Here is a 20,628-nt window from a genome sequence, read left to right on the forward strand (position 1 = left end):
CCATGCGCTCCAAGACCGAAATACCATACCGGCTCTTCCTCCCCTGCATCGCCGCCATTGGCCTGCTGACTGTCGTGCTTTTTCAAGAGAGCCTCGCCGGAGACCGTCCGGCTGCCCATCTTCATGAACACCAGATCACCATTGATGCGACCAAGTTAGTCCCCATGTCATGGTGGCAGATACCCGGCGTGACGCCCTCGATCTGGAATTCCGATCCGGAGTCCCTTGATGCCCCTAAGACATCTGAGCGTCGTGACCTCTCGCTCCGACCCGGCAAGTACAAATTCATCAGTTTCACCTTCGATTTTCCATTTACCGTCGGCCTGAACGGCACCATCGATTTTTCACCGGCCTTGGACCAATGCGTGCAAGGTCGTGGAACCCAAACCTTGGTTGTGCTGTGCAAACGCACCTACCCCCATGGTGGACAGCCTGACCCTTACTACAACCAGAAACCAAACAATGGCTAACGCACTCGACAACCTATTAGACGCACTTGAGGACGTGGACGACGCTACTCGTGAGGAGGCGGCGAAAGCCCTCGCCGATCTGGGTGATCCGTCAACCCTCGAGGCGTTACTCGTTGCCTGCAGCGACGACTATTGGTCGGTTCGGGCCTATGCGGGCTGTGGCGTCTCAAAAATCGGCGGCCCCAAGGCAATTGAAGCCCTGATCGGTTTGTTCAATGACCCGATCATGGAGGTTCGAGACCAGGCAGTCGAGGCCATGGCCAAGGTAGGCTCACCTGCCGTCGACCGCGTAATAACAGCGTTGAAGGACGAGCGTTGGCGCGTCCGAGAACATGCCGCCAAAGTTGCCGGCAAGATAAAAGATCCTCGTGCCGTCGAAGCGCTGATGGTTTCTTGTCGTGACCGAGACGGAGCCGTCAAGAGTGCCGTGGCAGAGGCCCTTGGCCGAATCGCCGATCCGACGGCCGTTCCAGTATTGATCAAACTGTTCCGGGACTCTTCAAAAATCGTCAGAGAAACCGCAGGAACCGCGCTGATGTACATCGGACAACCATCGGTCGATCCGCTGATTGAGAGCCTCAGCGACAAGGATTTCGTGGTCCGCTGTCACGCAGCCCGGGCGTTGGGTGGGATGACGACGGACTATCAAATCGGCCGAACCTGGGTCCGTGATGCCAAGGTGGTAGAAGCCCTCATCACCGCATTGAAAGACCAGGATCGGGCCGTTCGTGAAGATGCGACGATCGCGCTCGGCATGATCAGCGACCCACGAGCAATCGATGCGCTGATCGAGGCCATGAAAGACGGTGCCGTGAAGCGCCATGCTATCGCCTCACTCGGCATGATCGGCGACCCGCGTGCACTCCCCGCCGTACTGGACGCTTTGAAGGGTAAAGGGATCAAGCAGGAGGGTTCGCCGACACCGGGATGTATCGTCAGCGAGGATGCGTTCATCAAAGAAGCGGCGGCGACCGCGCTGGGCCAGTTTCGCGATCCACGCGTGATTCCTGATCTGATCATGCTGTTGAAAGACGGAGTCTTACGTGAAAAAGCCGCGGCAGCCCTGACCGTCATCGGCGATGCGGCGATCGAACCCCTTATTGCCTTTCTCTACGACCCCAAAGCCTCGGAAGTTGAAGCGGAAAAGGAACGGGTGCTCTCGTACGCCTCGGTTCGCCTGACGGCCAAAGATGCTCTCAAGCAGATTACGCTCGAAACGTTGGAAACGCTTGGATGGACCCCTTCCGATGAGGAGGTCGAGATCAGTTCCAGCCAAGCCGACAACCTGCGAATCGATCGGCCGTTGGGACAGACCGGACGGTTTGGGCCATCCGGTGACATTGTCTGATTCAATCCGGCGGATGCCGCATTCCTTCGCAACACAGTCACTGAGCAGGTTGCTGTACCATCGCACGTAGCATGTCACTATCCCACAGGATGTTCAAACGACCGGCCAGCAAGACCGCGACCAGTGACGAGGCGCCGCATACTTAAGTCCGTATGTTGAGGCTTCCGAGCGACGCGACAAAGGAATCTGGCGGACGGCTTCAACATCCTGGTAGAGAGCAACATGGTCGATAGGGTTGCAGAACAGATCGCAGCACTCAAGGATGAGGATTGGGCGATCCGTGAGGAGGCGGCACGTCTGCTCGGTCAGCTCAAAGATCCGCGCGCGGTGGCTCCCCTCGTGCCCCTTCTTGGGGACGAGGACCGTTCCGTGCGTGAAGCGGCAGTAGAAGCGTTGCGTGCTATCGGAACTCCGGCAGTAGAAGCGCTCGGATCCTGTCTGGCTGAAAGCAGTTTGGCAGTTCAAGAGGCAGCCTCGTCTATCCTGGCGACCATCGCGGATGAACGAGTGCTCACTCAACTCATGTTGGCACTGAAGAGCAGCGACTGGATCGTCAGGATGCACGCGGCTCAAGCCTTGGGCCGTGTGAAAAGCGCAGATACCGTCGACGCCCTGATTCCGCTGCTGCAGGATAAGGTCAAGGCGGTTCGCGAGGAAGCAGCCACAGCTCTGGCAGCCATCGGTGACACCGCCATCCCATGTTTAGTGCAGGCGTTGAAGCATGAAGACTGGCTGGTTCGCCTGCATGCAGTGGAATCGCTCGGAAAGACGCGATCCCCTCGTGCAGTGGAACCGCTGCTTTCGGCCTTGTTCAACGATGCTGATTCCGCCGTTCGCGAAGATGCCGTGCGGGCGTTGGGCGAAATCGGTGATGCTGAAGCCGTCGATCATTTATGCGTAGCTATGCGTGAACCGGGGTTACGGACCGTAGCGGTCGAGGCACTCGGACGTATCGGCAATCCCACCGCCGTGCCCGTCCTAATCGATGTCGTCACAGGCGGCGCCCCTCCGGAAGCGACCAGGACAGCAGTCGGCTGTGGGGATCAGTGGAATGAGGAGCTCATCACGCAAGGGGCCGCCGTACGAGCATTGGGGCTGATCGGTGACGACCGGGCGATTCCTTCGCTCGTCGCGGCGCTGAGTCCGACCCATACCCGCGCAGAGGCAGCCGCCTCATTGGCCAAATTCGGATCGAAGGTCGTTCCCGTTCTCATTCCACTGCTAACTGATTCGCTGGACGACAACCTCCGGTTCCATGTTCGCGAGACCTTGACCCTCGTGGGATGGAGACCACGGCAGATCTCCATCAGCCGCCTCTGAACACCATGTCAAAAGAAACCATTGAGACTCTGGTCTCCGAACTCACGCACGAAGAAGATTGGCGCCGCATGCGGGCGACGGCAGCCTGTGTGGCCGGTGGACCACGATCAGTCCAGGCGCTGATGGATGCCCTACGAACCGGTTCTACCGAGCTGAAGAAGGAAGCGGCGGCAATGTTGGCTCGTATCAAGGACCCACGGGCCGGAGTCGCCCTTGTCGAACTGCTCGAACTCGATGAGGACGGTGTCCGCAAGGCTGCGGCGACGGCCCTTGAACAGATGGCAGGTGTGCTTGATGTGGACACTGCAGGAGCGTTGGTCTCTTTGTTACCCCACACACCGGAAGGGCCGACAAGGCAGGTGCTCACGCACCTGATCGGCGCCATTCCCACCGCTGTGCTTCCCTTGTGCGACCTACTCAAACACCCCAATACTGAGGCGCAAATTGCATCGGCACTGATGCTTGATCAATTGCTAGACCCCCGTTCCATCGACGCCTTCATCGATGCGATGGGACAGCCGGCTGTTCGAGAAATCGCCGTCGGCACATTAAAAAAACTGAGTGCCATTCGAGAACGCATTGATATGACATTCAATGCACTGCGCGACGTTGAAGGGGCCAGTGAGCGGGAAGAGGCGCGGATGGCGACCGTCATCGACCTCCTGGGGATTGGACGACCGAGTGTGGAAATCCTTCTCGAATATCTCGAAGATGAGGATTGGCTCGTGCGCGAAGCGGCAGCCGACCTTCTTGGAAAAATCGGAGATGTACGGGCCGTCATCCCACTGATGAAGCGACTTGAACAGGACAAGGATACCGGAGTGAAGGAGCTGGCGATCAAAGCGTTGGGGTTGATCGGCGATTCACGTCCGACCCAGCTCTACCTCAATGCCATTCCCATCCGACCGCTCCGGGTCTATGCGATGGAAGCCTTGGCCAAGATCAAGGATGTGGGAGTTTTGCGTCCGTACAAGGATACCTTTGACCAACTTCGGACAGATCGTGACGGCCTGGTCTCGTATAATGCCGGCCTGATCGCTGATAAGCTTGAGGCCATCATGGCTATGGAAAGCCAGACCCGAGAAGAGGACCACGAGCATGACTGAGCAACCTACATTCGATCGCATCGAGCAATTGATATCTATCGGAGCACCAGATCCGAGAAGAGGGTAATGAGCATGTCTGAGCATTCTGAGTCTAATCGTATCGAGCAATTGATTCATGCGCTCTACGACGAAAACGAAGCCCTACGTGATCACGCGATCGCGAGCCTCGGCCAAACCGGCCAGGACGCACTGCCCCGGCTGATCGACCTGATGGCCGATGAGGACGTGGTCATTCGAGAGGCTGCGACCAGCGCCGTCGTGCGAATGGGTCTCTCGGTTGTTGAACCGATGATCGAGGCGCTTCAAGACAGCTCCTGGGCGATCCGCGAACAGGCGGCATCCGCACTCGGAAAATTGCGAGACCGGCGTGCAGTTGAACCGTTGGTGAAGGCCATCAAGGACCGTGACGGAGCGGTACGGACAGCCGCAGTATGGGCACTTGAGCGGATCGGCGATTCAGGAGCCGTCCCTGGATTGATTGAAGCCCTCATGGACAGCACGCTCCGAGAGGATGCAGCCCGCGTGCTCAAGAAGGTCGGCGACGTGCGAGCGGTTGAAGCCCTGATCGACGGACTGCTTGGGCCTAATTGGATGGTTCGCCGTCATGCGGCAGAGGCGCTGGGCAAGATCGGTGATCGCCGAGGCATCGGGCCCTTGATTGAATCGCTGGGCGACGAAGATTGGCTCGTCCGGCGTAATGCAGCCGAGTCACTGGCTCGTCTCGGCGCACAGGAAGCCATTCAACCCTTGTTGCCGTTACGTGAGGACGAAAATACCATGGTCCAGGAAACCGTCGAGGCGGTATTGGCAAGCCTCGGGTGGACTCCTGAACAGTAAACCCTTTTACTTCATACTCAAGAGGATAAATTTCCATGGCAGATGACGCACCAAAGTTGATTCAGATTGCGCCGAAGGGCGGCGAGAAAAAAGACGGCTTTAACCTCGTCACAGAACGGGTTGTCGCAGTTAATCCAGAGAGCCGGCAGCTGGAGGTCGAACTCCTGGCCTACGACGGCAAGACGGTCTTGTTGGAGGTGGCGGAAGAGGCACTAGAGGATCTTAAAAAAATCAAGGCTGGGGACGGCGCCACCATCCGTGTCGTGGAGGAAGGCGGGAAGCGAGTCGCAAAGAGCTTCAAGATCCGTCCCAAAGATCCGAATACCGCGCGAGCCGATGCCATGTTGCTCGACCTGAAGGATTCGCACTGGCTGAATCGGAAGTACGCGGCAGAAGTGCTGGGTGAACTAAAAGATCCACGCGCGGTTGAGCCGCTCGTTGCGGCATTGACCGACGAAGTCGGTGATGTCCGCCAACGCGCCTACGATTCACTCATCAAGCTCGGAGGGCCTTCCGTTTCCTCACTGATTCCACTCCTCGTATCGGAAGAAGACGAGATCCGCCAATCGGCGACGGAAATTCTCCGAAAAATCGGCAAGCCCGCCGTTGAACCGCTCGCTACGGCCTTAGGTGATGCCGACGATCGGCTCAAGACGAGGATTATGAAGGTGCTGGACCGAATGGGGTATAAACCCAAAACAAAGGATGCGGCTCCCAAAGCTGAATTGCCGCGGCTGACGTAGCGCAGGTATCACTGATAAACCGATCGCTCAGAGCAGGCGGGTCAAAGGGCCCGCCCTGAGCCGGTCCAGAAATGAAACACTTAAATCTGTTCAGCTCCTACCCCTTGGGGCTGTAAGCCGACCGTCCCACTGATACGTGCTTAAAGCCCGCCGCAGTGACTCGTTCAGGATCATAGACATTCCTAAGATCGATCAGGAGCGGCGCGCGCATGGTAGACTTCAGCTTCTCAAAGTCGAGATTTCTGAAGATGTTCCATTCAGTCATGATCACCAAGGCGTCCGCACCTTCAGCCGCATGGTAGGCATCTTGGCAAGGCTGAAGCTTAGGCATCAACTGACAGGCTTCCGTCAGCGCCTCTGGATCATACGCGCGAATGGTCGCGCCCTCTGCCAACAGTTCTTGCCCGATCGCCAGCGCCGGAGCTTCCCTGAGATCATTCGTGTTGGGCTTAAACGACAGGCCAAGGAATGCCACGGTTTTTCCTTTGAGTCCACCGACAGCGTCCCGGATCTTATCAATCATTTTCCCACGTTGGACATCGTTGACACGCGACGCCGCTGAAGCAATCTGCATGGGATAGCCGTTGCGCTCCCCCGTCTGAATGAGCGCCGCGAGATCCTTGGGGAAGCACGACCCGCCGAATCCTGGGCCCGCATGAAGGAACTTGGACCCGATTCGATGGTCCAATCCCATCCCCTTCGATACCAGTTGCACATTGGCCCCGACTCGCTCGCACAGATTGGCGATCTCGTTGATGAACGAAATCTTCGTCGCCAGGAACGCATTGGACGCATACTTGATCAGTTCGGCCGTCGGCACATCGGTCACGACGATCGGGGTTTCAATCAGGTAGAGCGGACGATAGAGATCCTTCATGATGGCGACCGCTTGATCACTGTCTGCACCGATCACCACGCGATTCGGCCGCATGAAATCCTCAATGGCCGATCCCTCTCGAAGAAATTCAGGATTCGAGACCATATCGAACCGGATCGGCGTTTTCTGGGTTTTTTTAACCACTTCACGAATCGCTTCACCGGTTCCGACCGGCACCGTTGACTTGGTGACGATCACTTTGTAACTGTTCATATGGAGAGCAATGCCTCTCCCCACTTCTTTGACAAACGACAAATCGGCACTGCCATCCGGGCTTGGTGGAGTACCGACGGCGATGAAAATCGCCAGCGCCTTGTCCACTGCCTGAGCAATATCCGTCGTGAAACTTAACCGGCCTTCCTTGCTCCCCTTCGCCACAAGTTCCGCCACCCCTGGCTCAAAAAACGGGATCTCTCCATTTTTGAGCTTCTCGATCCTTCGGCTGTCGTTATCCATACAGGTGACATTCACTCCAAACTCAGCAAAACAGGCCCCTGTCACCAGTCCAACGTAGCCGGTTCCGATCACACTGATATGCATGCCCGATCCTCCTTCACCTTAAGGAATTTGTTCAAAAGTATAACAACCTGAACCGCCTCGGGCAATGAATTCCATCATCGGCCCGCAACTAATTGCCCATCGACCTTCGTTGACTCTCACAAAATGCGTTGAGTACAATCCGACGCCGCCCTGGACTTAATGCAGGAGAAAGGTTCCCAGACTCCCATCCAATTCCGATGACGCTTCACCCACCTCGAATTCCACGCTGGTTCTTACTTGGCACGGCCCTCGTGACCGGGGCAGTCGTTATGGCCTTGGAAATTTTGGGAAGTCGGCTGTTGGCCCCTGTGTTCGGCAGTTCATTGTTCGTGTGGGGCGCATTGATCGGCGTGATTCTCGCCGCGATGAGCAGCGGATATGCATTCGGTGGATGGGTTTCCGATCGATATCCCAGCGGACGAGTTCTGGCGGCCCTATTGCTGTTTTCCGGAGGGTGGACGTTTCTCGTCGCATGGGCGAACCAGCCTATTCTATTTGAGATCGAGAAACTCGTGCAGGACCCCCGTTGGGGCCCCTGTCTCGCCGCTACCGTCCTTCTTGCTCCACCCGCATTCGGCCTCAGCGGTGTCTTACCCGCCATGTTACGACTAGCCGTGGCCGACATGGATCACCTCGGTCGACAGACAGGCCGTATGATCGCCCTCTCGACCGTGGGCAGTCTGGCCGGCACCTGGGGAACCGCCTTCTTCCTGTTATCATGGCTTGGGAGCCAATCGCTCCTTACCTGCCTGGGTGGCATCCAGGTCGGACTTGGGGCTCTGTGGCTGATGAGAGCAACACCCGCTCGCCCCTTCGTCCCGCTGATCGCGGTTGGATGCATCGGGCTACTGGGGATGTTGGCCCTCAACCCTATTCAACGACTCAGAGCTCCCGTCCATCAAGAGGAAAGTCCCTACCAGCAGGTCCGTATTCGTGAGGATGATCTGTTTCGGTATCTAGTCTTGGACAGGACATTCCACGCCACCATGTGGAAAGTCGAACCGACGTCTCTCTTTCTCCCCTACAGCCAAATGATGGTCGCGTCATTGGCCTTGGTGTCCGAACCAAAGCGTGGTCTCATCATCGGCCATGGCGGTGGGTCATTGGCCAAGTGGTTGGCACAACAGTGGCCGACATTGGAGCTGGATATCGTGGAGTTCGACCCGGTCGTCGTCCGTATGGCAGAAGCGTATTTTGCCTATCAGGCGCCGACCAATCACCATGTGTTTGTGAAAGACGGTCGAGCCTTTCTCAACGCGACAGAACAAACATACGATCTTATATGGATCGACGCCTTCGCACGAGACATGATCCCGTTTCATCTGACCACGACGGAGTTCTATTCGCTGGTACGGACACACCTCAACCAAAACGGCATTGTTGCGGTCAACCTGGCCTCGTCCGGAAAAGAAGGTGACCTCGCCCGCGCATCCGCGGTCGTGCAGACGATGAAGCAGGCCTTCCCAGCCCTGGAGAGTTTCGCCGTGGAAGGGCCTTGGAAGACCGGCATGTCCCCGGCGAAGAACTTGGTATTCTTTGGAGGCCGTTTCATTGAACAAACCTCAGCAGACTCTGTTCTGGCGAAGATTACCGAGACAGCGATGAATCAGCGATTGCCGATGGAAACGATCGCGTTATTGAGTACGCGACGAACCGACCCCTGGCCACAGGGTGTGGTGTTGACCGACGATTTCGCCCCGTACGACCTGCTGCTTGGTCGAGAGCGATCGCAATTGGTGGAGTAAAACCGATTGTTCCTCCCTCGTTATTCACACCTTGTATCTCGAAACCGAACGGCGCTTCACGAGATAGCGTTCACACACGTAGAACCGATCCAAGCACGACAACATAGAACTCTTTCAACATCCAGCCAACGCGTTTCATGAGAGTGGGGGGATGGGACTGGGAACTCCCTGTTCATGGCACCCGCTCCAGCTCTGAAGACCACGATCACAGCCCTCGACCAGGAACTGGAGTACGGCGGTAATTTCTGCCTGTCTTTTCAGAAAATAGCGGGCTGACGAACCCTTCTTCTTACCGACCCTCACCGTCAGGATGCGATGGTCATGCAGCGCAAAGACATCTTCATCGGTTTCATCATCCCCCACGTAAAGCGCCAGGGAACAGTCAAGCCGACGCATGTACTCCAACAATGCCGTCCCTTTGTGTGAAGCCGTTGGCGGCATCACATTGACGACGGATTTCCCAAGAACAATGCGAGGAGGCGGAGACAACTCGCCGATCACCCGAGAGATCAGCAGCCGTGCCGCATCTCGGTGACCGACGGTTCGATAATGAAAGGAGAGTGAATAGGACTTATGCTCAATGGACACTCCACATTGTGACAACTCATCGTGAAACCGCTCGGTGATCGACTGCAACCACGCCCGACAGGTCTCGCGGACCTGTTGCTGATCCTCTTGGCGCGTATGAGGGCCTTCTGAACCATGGTTGCCGATCAAGTGGGGCACGATCGCCCCGACCCGTGAGTGCAGATCTTCGACGGAGCGTCCCGAGATAATTGCGGTGGGGACTCCCTGTGCAAGTTTTTCGAGCCAGACGCGGATGGGGCGCGACAGTTTGGCCGCATGGTGCTCCCGGACGATCTTCGCCAAGGTGCCGTCAAAATCAAACGCGTACAGCGACCTCCCTTTTACGAGTTTCGCTAACTCCAGCTTGCCTGCTTCCGTCAAGAGGTAATCCATAATGCCTGTGATACCTTTCCCTCAACCCAGTAAACTTGGCCGTCGTACCTGTTTCATCACTCGTTCCTTTTGTCGCATGCGAGCCGCATCGATGAGCATCCGGCCCGCCCACCGATACACATTGAACTCTTGGATCAGCCCACGCATGCTCTGCATCCTGGCCCGTTGCTCCACCTTCGGCATCGTCAGACCAAGATGAAGCGCTGCGGCGAACTGATCGATGTCATAGGGATTGATCACCAGCGCCTCCGTCAGTTCCCGAGCAGCCCCCGTGAATTGGCTCAGAATCAACACCCCCTGCTCATCGTCCCGGGCACCGACAAACTCCTTCGCGACGAGATTCATCCCATCATGAAGACTGCTCACCACGCACAGATCCACTCCACGGTAGCACTCACAGACCTGAGCCGGCTCGTGATGTTGAATGCGGAGACAGATCGGCTCATAGCCGGCATGCCCGAAGCGTTTATTGATCTGCTCGGCCAACGCAGCGACCTGACTGGTAAAATGATGGTACTGTTCGATGACGGAGCGGCTCGGAGCCGCGATCTGAATAAAGGTAAACTTTCCGATCCATTCCGGTTGGAGTTCCAACAGCCGTTCCACCGCCATGAACCGCTCGAGTATGCCCTTCGTATAATCCAACCGCTCGACCCCCAAGCCGATGAAGCGATCCTCCGGCATGCCGTATGCCGCCCGCAGCTTGGCTCGGCATTCTTGGATCGATTGCTGGCTAGGGAGCCACTGTAACGGCCATTCGATGGAGATCGGATAGGGGTTGACCGCCGTCAGTTTCCCCCCGTAGGACACCGTGGAGCTGTTCCGATCGATCCGTGCCTCGAGGGTACGATCGACACTATCGATGAAATTATTGCAATGCACTCTGGTATGAAACCCGAGAATGCTGCTCCCCAGGAGCCCCTCCAAAATTTCCTCGCGCCAGGGACAAATTCCGAAGCTTTCCGCGTTCGGCCATGGAATGTGCCAAAACATGATGATCGTGGCGGTCGGCAAACGGTCTCGGATGAGCTTCGGGAGGAGGGCAAAATGGTAGTCCTGAACGAGCACGACTGGATTGTCGGTCGTCGCTTCCTCATACACGGCCTGGGCAAACCGTTCATTGACGGCCACATACTGTTTCCAGTCTGATGACCGGAAGGTCGGCCGAACATGTGCGATATGGCAGAGCGGCCACAATCCCTCATTGGAAAATCCATAGTAATACCCAGCCTCTTCCTCCGCAGTAAGCCACACCCGACGAATTTGATACGAGGGATTCGAAGGTGGGACACTGACATGGTGGCGCTCATCCACAACGTCCCTGTCCGCGGATCCGTTTCCATGCGCAACCCAGATGCCTGAACAGGCGCGCATCACCGGCTCGAGCGCCGACACCAGCCCGCTGGCCGGCACCTGTACCGCAATGCTTTGTCCTTGCCAATAATGGGCGTAGGGTTGCCGATTTGAGACAATCAGTACCTGGTCTCCGGCAAGTTGCTCATGAAGAATCGACTTGAGACTGGCCGGGGTCCATGAAATCTGACTCTCATCGCGCATGCGACGATCGGCTTCAAGCGCCTCTACCAACGAGCGTAAATCTTTCGCCAGTGGCTGAAGCTCCGGGGCATGTTGCTCCTGCGCCAATGGAGTCAAGAGCCGCTCGCCCTTGACCATCGCCCGCACTCCGGCCACCCACTCCTTCCAGCTGAAATGCGCAATGAGCAAGGTCACCAGTGAGATAATCGCCGTGAGCGCGGCAAACAGATAGAAGGCATATTGTTTGGTATCGCTACTCCGCTGCTGGATAAAGCTCATGTCGTGGAGAAGGAGAAGACGTCCTAGCCGACGTCCGCTGGATTCGATCGTTGCCGACGTGATATGCAGCGGTCCGCTACCGAACGTGCGTACGGTGGAAAAGTTTGGCGCGAGACTCGTCATTTCTTGACAGGTGACATCCTCCGGGAAAGCCTGCGTTTCATACAGAAGTCGGTTCTCCAGGTCGCAAAAACCTAAGGCGTATAACCGCTCATCCTGAATGATACGGGTAAAATAGGCGGAGATCTTGCCCTTTGAGTTAGAAACCAGTAGATCGGCCAGCGGCCCCCCCATTGTGCTGACCATGAGCTTGGACCGCATATCGAGATCGCGGACAAACCATTTCAGTTGGAATGAATCGACCAGCGGAATAACCCCGTAGGCGATCACGGCTAATACGATCACCAAGGGGAGGACAAACCTTAGCGAAAGCGCGAAGAGCCTCATGGAAACAAGTTAGTTTACTTTCATCCAGAAATCAAATATGGTCATGCTGTGTACCAGTTCGGCCTCATCGGAAACTGCCAAATTTCGGCGTTGATCAGCACCCATGGGTCGATCGACTGGCTCTGCTTGCCGAGACCGGATAGTCCCCCTGTTTTTGGGAGGATCCTAGACCAAGAAGGGGGCCATTTTTCGATCGACCCGTCGGTCCCTCTGTCAGAAACGACCTCCAAGCAACACTATCTCCCGAACACCAATATCCTGGTGACCACCGTCTCCCTCCCGAACGGAGACGCGTATCAAATCACCGACTTCTGTCCGCGTTTTCTGCAGTATGGACGCGTCTATCGGCCGACCGCCCTCTTTCGAATTGTGGAGCCGCTCAGCGGCACTCCTTCCATTCGCGTCTGTTGCAAGCCGGTGTCCGGATGGGACAAAACGCCGGTGCGATTCGTTCGTGGCAATAGTCACTTCCGGTACGACATACGCGGTGAATACTTGCGGCTCCTGACCGATATGCCACTCACCTACCTCTGCGAGGAAACGCCGGTCGCGCTGACCTCAAAGATGTACTTCGCCTTGACCTGGGGGATCGGAATTGAAGACGACCTTGTCAAGGTCAGCCACGAATTTCTGGACCAGACCACGAAATATTGGCGCATCTGGGTGAAACATTGCTCAATCCCTGTACTCTATCAAGAAGAAGTCATTCGCTCCGCCCTTGCACTCAAACTCCACTGCTACGAAGACACGGGGGCAATCCTTGCGGCATTGACGACGAGCCTCCCTGAAGAACCCGGCGGCACTCGGAATTGGGACTATCGCTACTGTTGGCTGCGCGACGCGCATTTTTCACTTTCTGCCTTCTATAACCTGGGACATTTTGAGGAAATGGAAGGGTTCCTGAAGTTTTTGCTGAACGTCTGTTATGCCCGTGAACAATCACATGATCGGCTGGCGCCGGTCTACACACTCAGCCAAGACCTCCCTCTCCCCGAAACCGAACATTCCAACTGGCAAGGCTTTCTGGGAAGCGGACCAGTACGCAGCCAAAATCAGGCCGCCGAGCATGTGCAAAATGATGTCTACGGTGAGATGCTTCTTACGCTGGCACCGATCTTTTTTGACAACCGTTTTTATGACCTTCGGACAAGGGATCATGAAGCGCTGGTCGCAAACTTAATCCGACTATGCGAACGAAGCATCTCCCAACCGGATGCCGGGCTCTGGGAAATTCGGAACGGTTGGCAGGAACACTCCTTCACGAACCTCATGTGCTGGGCTGGCCTCGATCGCGCCTACCGAATCCAGCGAGCGGGGTTTCTCCGCGACCTCACGATCGATCTCGACGCGGCACGAGCGAAGGCAGCCAACGCCCTGCTTCGAGCCATGAAGGACAAGGCCTTACGGAACGGCCCCAAGGACGACAGTTACGATGCTTCCTTAGCGCAATTGGCCATTGTCGGGTTTCCGGATCGAGAGGTCTGCGATACAACGGTCTCTCAGATCAAGCACTCTCTCGCCCTCAAGCACGAGGGGAAGGAGACCGGGTTTTTCTACCGGTACCTGCGGCAAGATGACTTCGGCAAACCCCAGGCAAGCTTTGTGATTTGCTCATTCTGGGTCGTTCAGGCCTTGGCGAAACTCGGTCGCTTGCCGGAAGCCAAGCAGATCATGAATCAGTGCCTCACCGGCGCCAACAGCGTTGGACTCATTGCCGAACACTTTGTGCCGAACACCCATATGCAACTCGGGAACTTTCCCCAAGCCTATTCCCACGTCGGCCTGATCAACGCCGCCTTCGCCCTCAGCCCTCCCTGGAGTGACGTGCTGTAGCAACAGGCGAAGACTTCTCGCTCTTATTCTCTATCGATAACACCTGTTCGATCCCAAGACGAAATCGGTGCCTATCCAACCACTCCACCACTGGTGAGTTGAGGACTGTTTCCAACACCGTCAATCGAGGGATAAGCCGCCGGCACACGCAAGCGAGGCATTACCAAGAAATTAGGAAGCACTGGTGGAGTGTCCCCCGTCGACCGGAATCATTATATAGACTCAGGGTCGAGCAAGTGGGGGTACCTATGGGTTGAAGACTCTATCCAGCGGCATCAGTCAGGGAGTGAGCCGCCGGTACGCACGAAGTGTGGAATTAGAAGAAAGACACTGGAGGTGTTTATCCCGTCGCCCGGAGCCATCATAAGGGCTCCGGGTCGAGCGAGCTTTGTTTGGTGGAGGCGAGGGGAGTTGAACCCCTGTCCGAAGATCGTCAGTGCACTGTGTCTACATGTGTAGCCGACAATTTAAGCTTCGCAGCCATCCACGCCCGTCGGCAGGCTTAGAACAGCCACTAGCCCAGAAAGTTCTCGTCCTCGGCCGCTGAGCACCGGCCTGGGACCAGCCCGCTGCATCGCGCCATTCCACCCCCGCGGGCCTCAGATGGAACGACGTCTCAGCCTAAATTAGGCTGCGAGTGCCAGTTCTTGATTGGCAGTTGCGTTTTCTCGGACTTTTACGAGTTCCCGAGAGCTCGACATGCGACAGTGACCTCAGTACCCCCGTCGAAACCGGTCGCCCCCTTTCTTCAAAATCTCGAAAAGTAAAATGTACAAAGTGAGAGACGTGCAGCGTAAAAAAGATTCACTCTACACTCAAGCAACGTTCACCTTTCACACCTCACATTTTACGTCTTTACCATACCGCACCGGTCAAGGGAATACCAGGACCTCGTAAAACCGCCCTCCCTGATCGAAATCACGAAATCCTTAGTCCCATTTTCGACATGGGACTATAGTGGATCCTACGTGGATGTGACTACACAAGGGTACGAGGTCGAGACGACCCGCTATCAGATCGGGACGGTGTCCTATGAGATTCGAGCCCTCCGCGATCGACGTCAGTTCTCCGACCCTGACGGTTGCGCCGAACGAATCGGAATCTCCTCCGCCTCTTGGCCTCTCTTTGGTGTCGTGTGGCCGGCCGGACTCGCGCTCGCTGAGGAGATGAGTCGGTTTCCCATCGCAGGCAAACAGATTCTCGAGGTCGGGTGTGGGATCGGCCTCCCCAGCCTCGTCTTGCAACGGCGTGGTGCCAATATCACCGCCTGTGACTACCACCCTCTGGCAGAGGAATTCCTCCGCCGAAACACAGATCTCAACGGGCTCGCACCCATTCCCTTCTTCAACGCCCCATGGCTAAATCCTGTTGTTGAGCTGGGCCGCTTCGATCTCATCATCGGCAGCGACCTATTGTACGAGCGAAATCATCCTGCCCTACTGGCAAGCTTTCTGGCCGGACATGCGAGACCAACCTGCCAAATACTGCTCGCCGATCCCGGCCGACACCGGTGCGGCGAGATGAGTGCCAAGCTCACCTCACAAGGCTATGGCTATACGGAGACGCATCTTGAATTCAGCGAACCGCTCAAGCCATCTTATCGAGGACACCTGCTGAACTTCGTACGCTGCCACGTGACATCGTAGGTTGGTTCTCGAATCTTCACCTGCCCCCCTTCAAGAAGCCGAGGCGCCGCAGAGGTCCGGATTCCAATATCGACTCCCTCTCCCCAAGAACCAGCAATCACTTTCTCATGCAGGCGCTAGTCATCAAGACTGGGATGGACCAGGTACGGCCCATAGTGGAAGACAAACAGAAGATAGGCCCCGCTCCAGCCAAGCGCAGACATCCCGAGCATGGCATGAGTCAGCGCAGTGGGTGTCTCGGGGTGCGGAGCAAAGATTCGAAACAACGCCGCAGCGTTGACCAACAGATAGATCGCCACGGTGAGCCGATCCGCGTGTCGCGGTCGTCCCGTGTGGCCAAGGCTTGCACGGCTCATGACCGCCAACGTCATGGCTCCCATCGCACCAGTCGTCAGCAGATGAACTGCGTTGGCAGGCTCAAACCCAACCCCCAGAATCGCAGCACCAAGGGCTATCAAATACAGTCCAACCCATCCATAACCGACATTCAAGATAAACACCAACGGTTCACGCCACGTCTTCCACCCTCGCCATCGGAGGAGACGCACCAGATTCGCCAGTCCTGCCACGATCAACGCGATCCCTGTCCAGTTACTTTCCGGCTGAACCACCCAGACAACAACAGCTAGAAGAACCAACAGCATCACGACGGCATCGAAACGGGTAAACACAGCAGGCAGTTTTGCTTCATTCCGTCCTTCCAAGTACTCAATCGTAAAGGTTGGCGTCAGCCGACCTCCGATCACCGTGAGCATCATCGTCATAATCGACAAGGCTAGCCGTTCAGGAAGGTCTGTGGAGAGATGCTGGACTGCCGACAGATGAAACAACACATTCGTAGCCGCATAGAGACTTACGAGGACACCTATCGGGGTCCGGTCCCAGGCATGTGCGGCACTGATCTCCCGCCAGACATAGGCAGCCAAAAACACCAAAAACGCTCCATCGATGACCGCAGCAGCCGGACCGCTCGTAAACGGTATGGCCATGAGCAGCCGCCCTGCAAGCCAGAGTAGAAACATTGCCAGCAACGGCACGCCTCTCAACGGCATGCGGTCCGTCCAGTTGGGCATGGCTGTCAGCAGAAATCCCGCAATCAAGGCAGGAATATACCCAAACAACATTTCATGGACGTGCCATTCGCGTGGAGGATAGAGAAAGTCGGCCTGTCCATACCCTGCATAGATCGCCACCCAAGCCAAGACTGATGCCGCGCTAAACACGGCAGCGCCAAGGAAGAATGGTCTGAAGCCATAAGAGAGGAATGCCGGCCCGGCATAACGAGGAAATGTGGGTTCATCTGCTTGCTGCACGGCTGCAGCTGGCTGACCAACCACTGGTATCTCTTTCGATGGCATAGGCCCCTGATTCTCGTGTGCGGATCAGATTCCTGTCAACCGAGTGCATGCATCACATAGATACGTCTGTGTCAGAAAGGTGGGAAACCAGCAGAGCGCATGAAGCGGTGATGTACTGAAAGCAGGTCGGTCAACTGACGCACAACCTTCACATGCGATCCAGAAACCGTTTGGAGGCAGGGTAGACGCTCCAGAGCAGTTCGAGCGTCATGGATGTCAGCAGCGCAGTGAGTGGTGTCGGATTCTTATCCGTTCGAGGTTTGGAGTCTTGCGCCCGCAGAACAGTCCATTGTTCGTGCAAGGTCGCCTGTTGCCTCGCTACCAAGGTTTTTACTTTCTCGACCCAGAACCTGGGATTTTCCGGATCCGACACATACTGCCCCTGGCCTCGGCCGAAGTGCGCGATGGCGAGGTACCGTACAATGACGTCTTGGACCAGCAAATCCAAATACTCATCCGACCACGTGACTGGGGTCGGTGTATTACCGACACGTCGTTCCGCCCAGGCCTCTCCTCCAAAAAATCCGAGGACACCCCCAACCACTGCCCCGGCGACCGTAAACAGCCCCATGCTGACTCCGCCAGCCGCCGCGTCCAGATGGAGCCCGGCATAGGCCCCGCTGGTCAAGGCTCCACCGATCCCGCCAATCGCAGTACCGCCGAGGGTCGTCTCATCAAGGCCACGCGAGCCCCGTTGAACTTCCACATGCTCCATTCTGGCCTGGATGATCCCAACTGCATCTCCCTCCAGGCCATGCAGAGCAATGACGGCTTTCGTCGTCGCCCCCACCTCGTTCACCAACCCCCTCAACAGACCATCGACAGCCTGCTGTTTTTGCCGCTCCATCGGCGAGCCGTCACCTTTGGTCATCACCCGAGCTCTTGCGGCAGTCGACACCAGCATCGCCCACTGCTGCATCGCCGCGTGGAACACCGTGAGATTCGTGTGCTTCCAGGCAACAAACAGGCGTGTCATCAGCTGACGGTCGTCCGGAGGAAGCAACGATTGAATGGTCTCAAAGAGGATGCCTTCCTGGACCCAACAGCGGCTGAACGCATCAAGACTGTGCACCGCCCTGACGAAGCCATACCGAGCAAAGTAGTCCTTCCAAGGTTGTTCAAGACGCTGCTGTTCGTCGCGGGCTTTGGGTGGGCCGATTTGATTCAAGAGGATGATGACCGGCTTCCCAATCCATTCGAGCAGTTGCAGTTCTGATGCAATGTAGCCGGCCATGTTCGGCTCTTCGGTCGCATTCACAAGATAGAGCACGACATCTGCCTCGTGCTGAACGTTCAAGACCGCCTGCTGGGCACACCAGGATGGCCGATCGCGAAATCGGTCCCATACTTCCGTCAGAATCCGAAGGATCGGGTTCTTAGCCCCTTGTAGTCGCGCCAGGATCTTCTGACAGTTGGGAAAGCCTGGCGTATCCCACAGTTGCAGCGACTCCCCTGCTTCCGTTTCGAGCACCGTATACTTTTGATTGTCGAGTGTGACATGGGCTCGATCGGCGACGAGTCCGATCTCCTTCCGGAGCAACGTTCTTGCTAAGGTGGTCTTCCCGATGTTGGTATGGGAAATCAAAGAGAGCGCGATCTGGGATTTCTGCACGCTCATTTTGTGCCTCGAAAATCACCGGGCCACAAACAATCGGGTAAAGCCTGCAGTTCTCCATCCGGCGATCCAGAAGGGTCTCGGTATCGCACAGCCCGAAGCCCGCACTCGGTTGCCAGAGCCACCCAGGCTTGGCACCGTTCTTTGAGCCGTTTCTCGTGGTCAAGTTGCGCGTACGCCTCGCAATCCAACACAATCAACAGCATGTTCGGTCGGCCTCTGCTTTGGATTGTCGCTTTCAGCTCCTCCAAAAATTCACTGTGGGTCTCCTCGGGCGCCTGGGCCACATTGAACAAGACCACCGCGCACAGACCGCGATCGGAGTCGGCCTGAAACTGGGGATGCCGGTCGCCGTATTGGACTGAGTTCCCGACTTGGATGTGAGCCAGAAGACCAAAGGCCTCGCTGAGGAATGTGAGGAGACGATCGTCAGCATCTTTTACCCGATGGCTGTACGCCAGCACCTCCACAAGCAGCCCTTTCCCTTGATATGGATTCAGCAGGCGTCGAAAGTAGGGCTCGTTGACTGGGAGCTGCATGTCAGCAGCCAGGCGAGTCTTTCTCCTCCAGGCAGCCACCGCCAGCAAGGTTCGTGGGAGGATAATAAATAGCACTGTCGTCATCGCCCAGAAGTGAATCCAAATCGCCGCATGAGCCTTCGCCGGGCCGCGCAAGCCGGCGATGGCATCCACGCCGGGAATCGGAATGCTCAAGAGCCAACTGGCTGGAGCAAAGAGGATTGAGAGAAATCGATGGACCCCCTCAGCCTCCACAAAGGTGCTGTCCCAACCTGCCTGATACAACAAACTGATGCCACGTATATAGAGCCCCGCGATCACACCGATCGCCAGCGCTGCCGCAGCCATGTGCAACAGGCTGCGGGCATGGGTCACCACCAAGCCTCGACTACTGTGGAGCAGATGCACGGCGTAAGACGCAAGGGATGCGGTGATCCACTGCACTTCACCAGGACTCTGGACCCGATCGGACCGCAGGCGACTCAGCCGTCCCTTCACCGTCAGTCCCACAAACCATTCCACCAGCCCCGGCAGGCCGGGCTGTTCCAGATCTGATTCTGATCGAGACACGACGAAGTTGTAGAGCAACCCAATGTACGCAACGGCATTCCAGAGCAGGAGTGTCAGAAGGGGAAAATTTAGAAGGTTAATGTGCCCGGTAGGCCCGATAGGGTCGGCGAGAAAGCCACCTATCAATGCACAGCCAATGAGGGGGGTGATCGGAGTCTTGATTTGAGCGACGGCTACCGCTGAACTGAACAGAGAATGTTTTTGCGACAATCGATCGGAGATCTGCTCAGCTCGTTCAATGACCCACGCTTCCTCGCTATGCGGAGCCTCCCCTGCAGCTGATTGGGCTTGAGGCTCGTTCCCATGACTGGACAGCTCCCGTTCGTACCGTAGGAGAAACTTATGGTCTGGGTCGTGTTCCTCGCAGGCCTGAACCAGGAGCACCTTAGCAAGTTGGACAAGCGTCATCGATGGTCAGGCTAGGTTCTCGTTTGCGCACTCGGTGCCGAGGAATTACCTACTCTGCTCACAGCTACACCGCTACCCTCACCACCCCTTTGCCATGAATCGTTGCATTATCGGAGCCCGAAACTATTCCGTCAATGACATGTTCTTGATTTTTCTCTCCCTATCATGCCGATACCACAACATCCCGGCAGGGGGTCTCAGAGACACAGCACGCTTCACAGCACATTTACCAGCCATAACCAATAGCGGCTACCCGCCAGACGGTTTCAGCAAGAGATGGAATCACCAGGCAACCGTTTCCTTCGTCAGCCCCCCATCCCAACCTTCTACGTAGGTAGGATGTATCGTTTTGTCACACCAGCTGTATCGAGAAAGATACGAGGCGGAGCCACAAGGCCGAAGGGCATCTCGAACTGCACACAAGGATTGTGGCGCTGGTTCAGGACTAGCGAGCCTTTGCGTCTACACAGCC

The 20,628-nt window shown here is 56.6% G+C and carries 15 protein-coding genes and 1 other RNA gene; 9 read left to right on the top strand and 7 right to left on the bottom strand.

The features are described from left to right. Nucleotides 1-2 precede the first annotated feature (2 nt). From COMA1_RS01535 to COMA1_RS01560, 6 genes are all read left to right on the top strand, one after another. The gene (locus COMA1_RS01535; protein ID WP_090742794.1) at nt 3-470 is read left to right on the top strand and encodes a hypothetical protein; all 468 of its coding nucleotides are present in this window, start codon (nt 3-5) and stop codon (nt 468-470) included. Continuing rightward, nucleotides 463-1,818, top strand: coding sequence for a HEAT repeat domain-containing protein (locus COMA1_RS01540; protein ID WP_176697771.1), 1,356 nt, complete (start codon nt 463-465; stop codon nt 1,816-1,818). Before COMA1_RS01535 ends, COMA1_RS01540 begins: the two co-directional genes overlap by 8 nt. Before the next feature lie 222 nt (nt 1,819-2,040). Further along, a complete protein-coding gene (locus COMA1_RS01545; protein WP_090742799.1) occupies nt 2,041-3,138 on the top strand; it encodes a HEAT repeat domain-containing protein in 1,098 nt (365 codons plus the stop codon). A gap of 5 nt (nt 3,139-3,143) precedes the next feature. Beyond that, nucleotides 3,144-4,244, top strand: a complete 1,101-nt coding sequence (locus COMA1_RS01550) for a HEAT repeat domain-containing protein (RefSeq protein WP_176697772.1) — start codon at nt 3,144-3,146, stop codon at nt 4,242-4,244. Nucleotides 4,245-4,316: 72 nt separating this feature from the next. Then, complete coding sequence (locus COMA1_RS01555) at nt 4,317-5,081, top strand: HEAT repeat domain-containing protein (protein WP_176697773.1); 765 nt, start codon at nt 4,317-4,319, stop codon at nt 5,079-5,081. A 35-nt stretch (nt 5,082-5,116) separates the two neighbouring features. Continuing rightward, on the top strand, nt 5,117-5,824 hold the full coding sequence (locus tag COMA1_RS01560; RefSeq protein ID WP_090742808.1) for a HEAT repeat domain-containing protein: 708 nt from the start codon (nt 5,117-5,119) through the stop codon (nt 5,822-5,824). A gap of 97 nt (nt 5,825-5,921) precedes the next feature. On the opposite strand, the gene COMA1_RS01565 is transcribed toward COMA1_RS01560, so the two are convergent. Further along, entirely contained in the window at nt 5,922-7,241 is a 1,320-nt protein-coding gene (locus COMA1_RS01565) for a UDP-glucose dehydrogenase family protein (protein ID WP_090742811.1), read from the bottom strand. Nucleotides 7,242-7,438: 197 nt separating this feature from the next. On the opposite strand from COMA1_RS01565, the gene COMA1_RS01570 reads away from it, so the two are divergent. Next, complete coding sequence (locus COMA1_RS01570) at nt 7,439-8,986, top strand: fused MFS/spermidine synthase (RefSeq protein WP_090742814.1); 1,548 nt, start codon at nt 7,439-7,441, stop codon at nt 8,984-8,986. A gap of 135 nt (nt 8,987-9,121) precedes the next feature. Here COMA1_RS01570 and otsB read toward each other — a convergent pair whose 3' ends face one another. Further along, on the bottom strand, nt 9,122-9,946 hold the full coding sequence (otsB, locus tag COMA1_RS01575; protein WP_090742817.1) for a trehalose-phosphatase: 825 nt from the start codon (nt 9,944-9,946) through the stop codon (nt 9,122-9,124). Between the two features lie 21 nt (nt 9,947-9,967). Further along, on the bottom strand, nt 9,968-12,208 hold the full coding sequence (locus tag COMA1_RS01580) for an alpha,alpha-trehalose-phosphate synthase (UDP-forming) (RefSeq protein WP_090742820.1): 2,241 nt from the start codon (nt 12,206-12,208) through the stop codon (nt 9,968-9,970). 48 nt (nt 12,209-12,256) lie between these two features. Here COMA1_RS01580 and COMA1_RS01585 point away from each other — a divergent pair, with 48 nt between their 5' ends. Further along, nucleotides 12,257-14,041 (top strand): glycoside hydrolase family 15 protein, encoded by a 1,785-nt coding sequence (locus COMA1_RS01585; protein ID WP_090742824.1) that lies wholly within the window; start codon nt 12,257-12,259, stop codon nt 14,039-14,041. Nucleotides 14,042-14,434: 393 nt separating this feature from the next. On the opposite strand, the gene ssrA is transcribed toward COMA1_RS01585, so the two are convergent. Continuing rightward, nucleotides 14,435-14,784: a transfer-messenger RNA gene (ssrA, locus tag COMA1_RS01590) on the bottom strand. A 225-nt stretch (nt 14,785-15,009) separates the two neighbouring features. Between ssrA and COMA1_RS01595 the strand changes: the two genes are divergently transcribed. Further along, on the top strand, nt 15,010-15,687 hold the full coding sequence (locus tag COMA1_RS01595) for a class I SAM-dependent methyltransferase (RefSeq protein WP_218055281.1): 678 nt from the start codon (nt 15,010-15,012) through the stop codon (nt 15,685-15,687). Nucleotides 15,688-15,803: 116 nt separating this feature from the next. On the opposite strand, the gene COMA1_RS01600 is transcribed toward COMA1_RS01595, so the two are convergent. The 3 genes from COMA1_RS01600 to COMA1_RS01610 all read right to left on the bottom strand — a co-directional run bounded on the left by COMA1_RS01600 (nt 15,804) and on the right by COMA1_RS01610 (nt 20,156). After that, entirely contained in the window at nt 15,804-17,045 is a 1,242-nt protein-coding gene (locus tag COMA1_RS01600; RefSeq protein ID WP_090742827.1) for an NnrS family protein, read from the bottom strand. Between the two features lie 148 nt (nt 17,046-17,193). Next, on the bottom strand, nt 17,194-18,663 hold the full coding sequence (locus tag COMA1_RS01605; protein WP_090742830.1) for a GTPase domain-containing protein: 1,470 nt from the start codon (nt 18,661-18,663) through the stop codon (nt 17,194-17,196). Further along, on the bottom strand, nt 18,660-20,156 hold the full coding sequence (locus tag COMA1_RS01610; protein WP_090742833.1) for a DUF2868 domain-containing protein: 1,497 nt from the start codon (nt 20,154-20,156) through the stop codon (nt 18,660-18,662). Before COMA1_RS01610 ends, COMA1_RS01605 begins: the two co-directional genes overlap by 4 nt. Nucleotides 20,157-20,628 lie beyond the last annotated feature (472 nt).

This window comes from Candidatus Nitrospira nitrosa (assembly GCF_001458735.1).
Taxonomy (GTDB): Bacteria; Nitrospirota; Nitrospiria; order Nitrospirales; family Nitrospiraceae; genus Nitrospira_D; species Nitrospira_D nitrosa.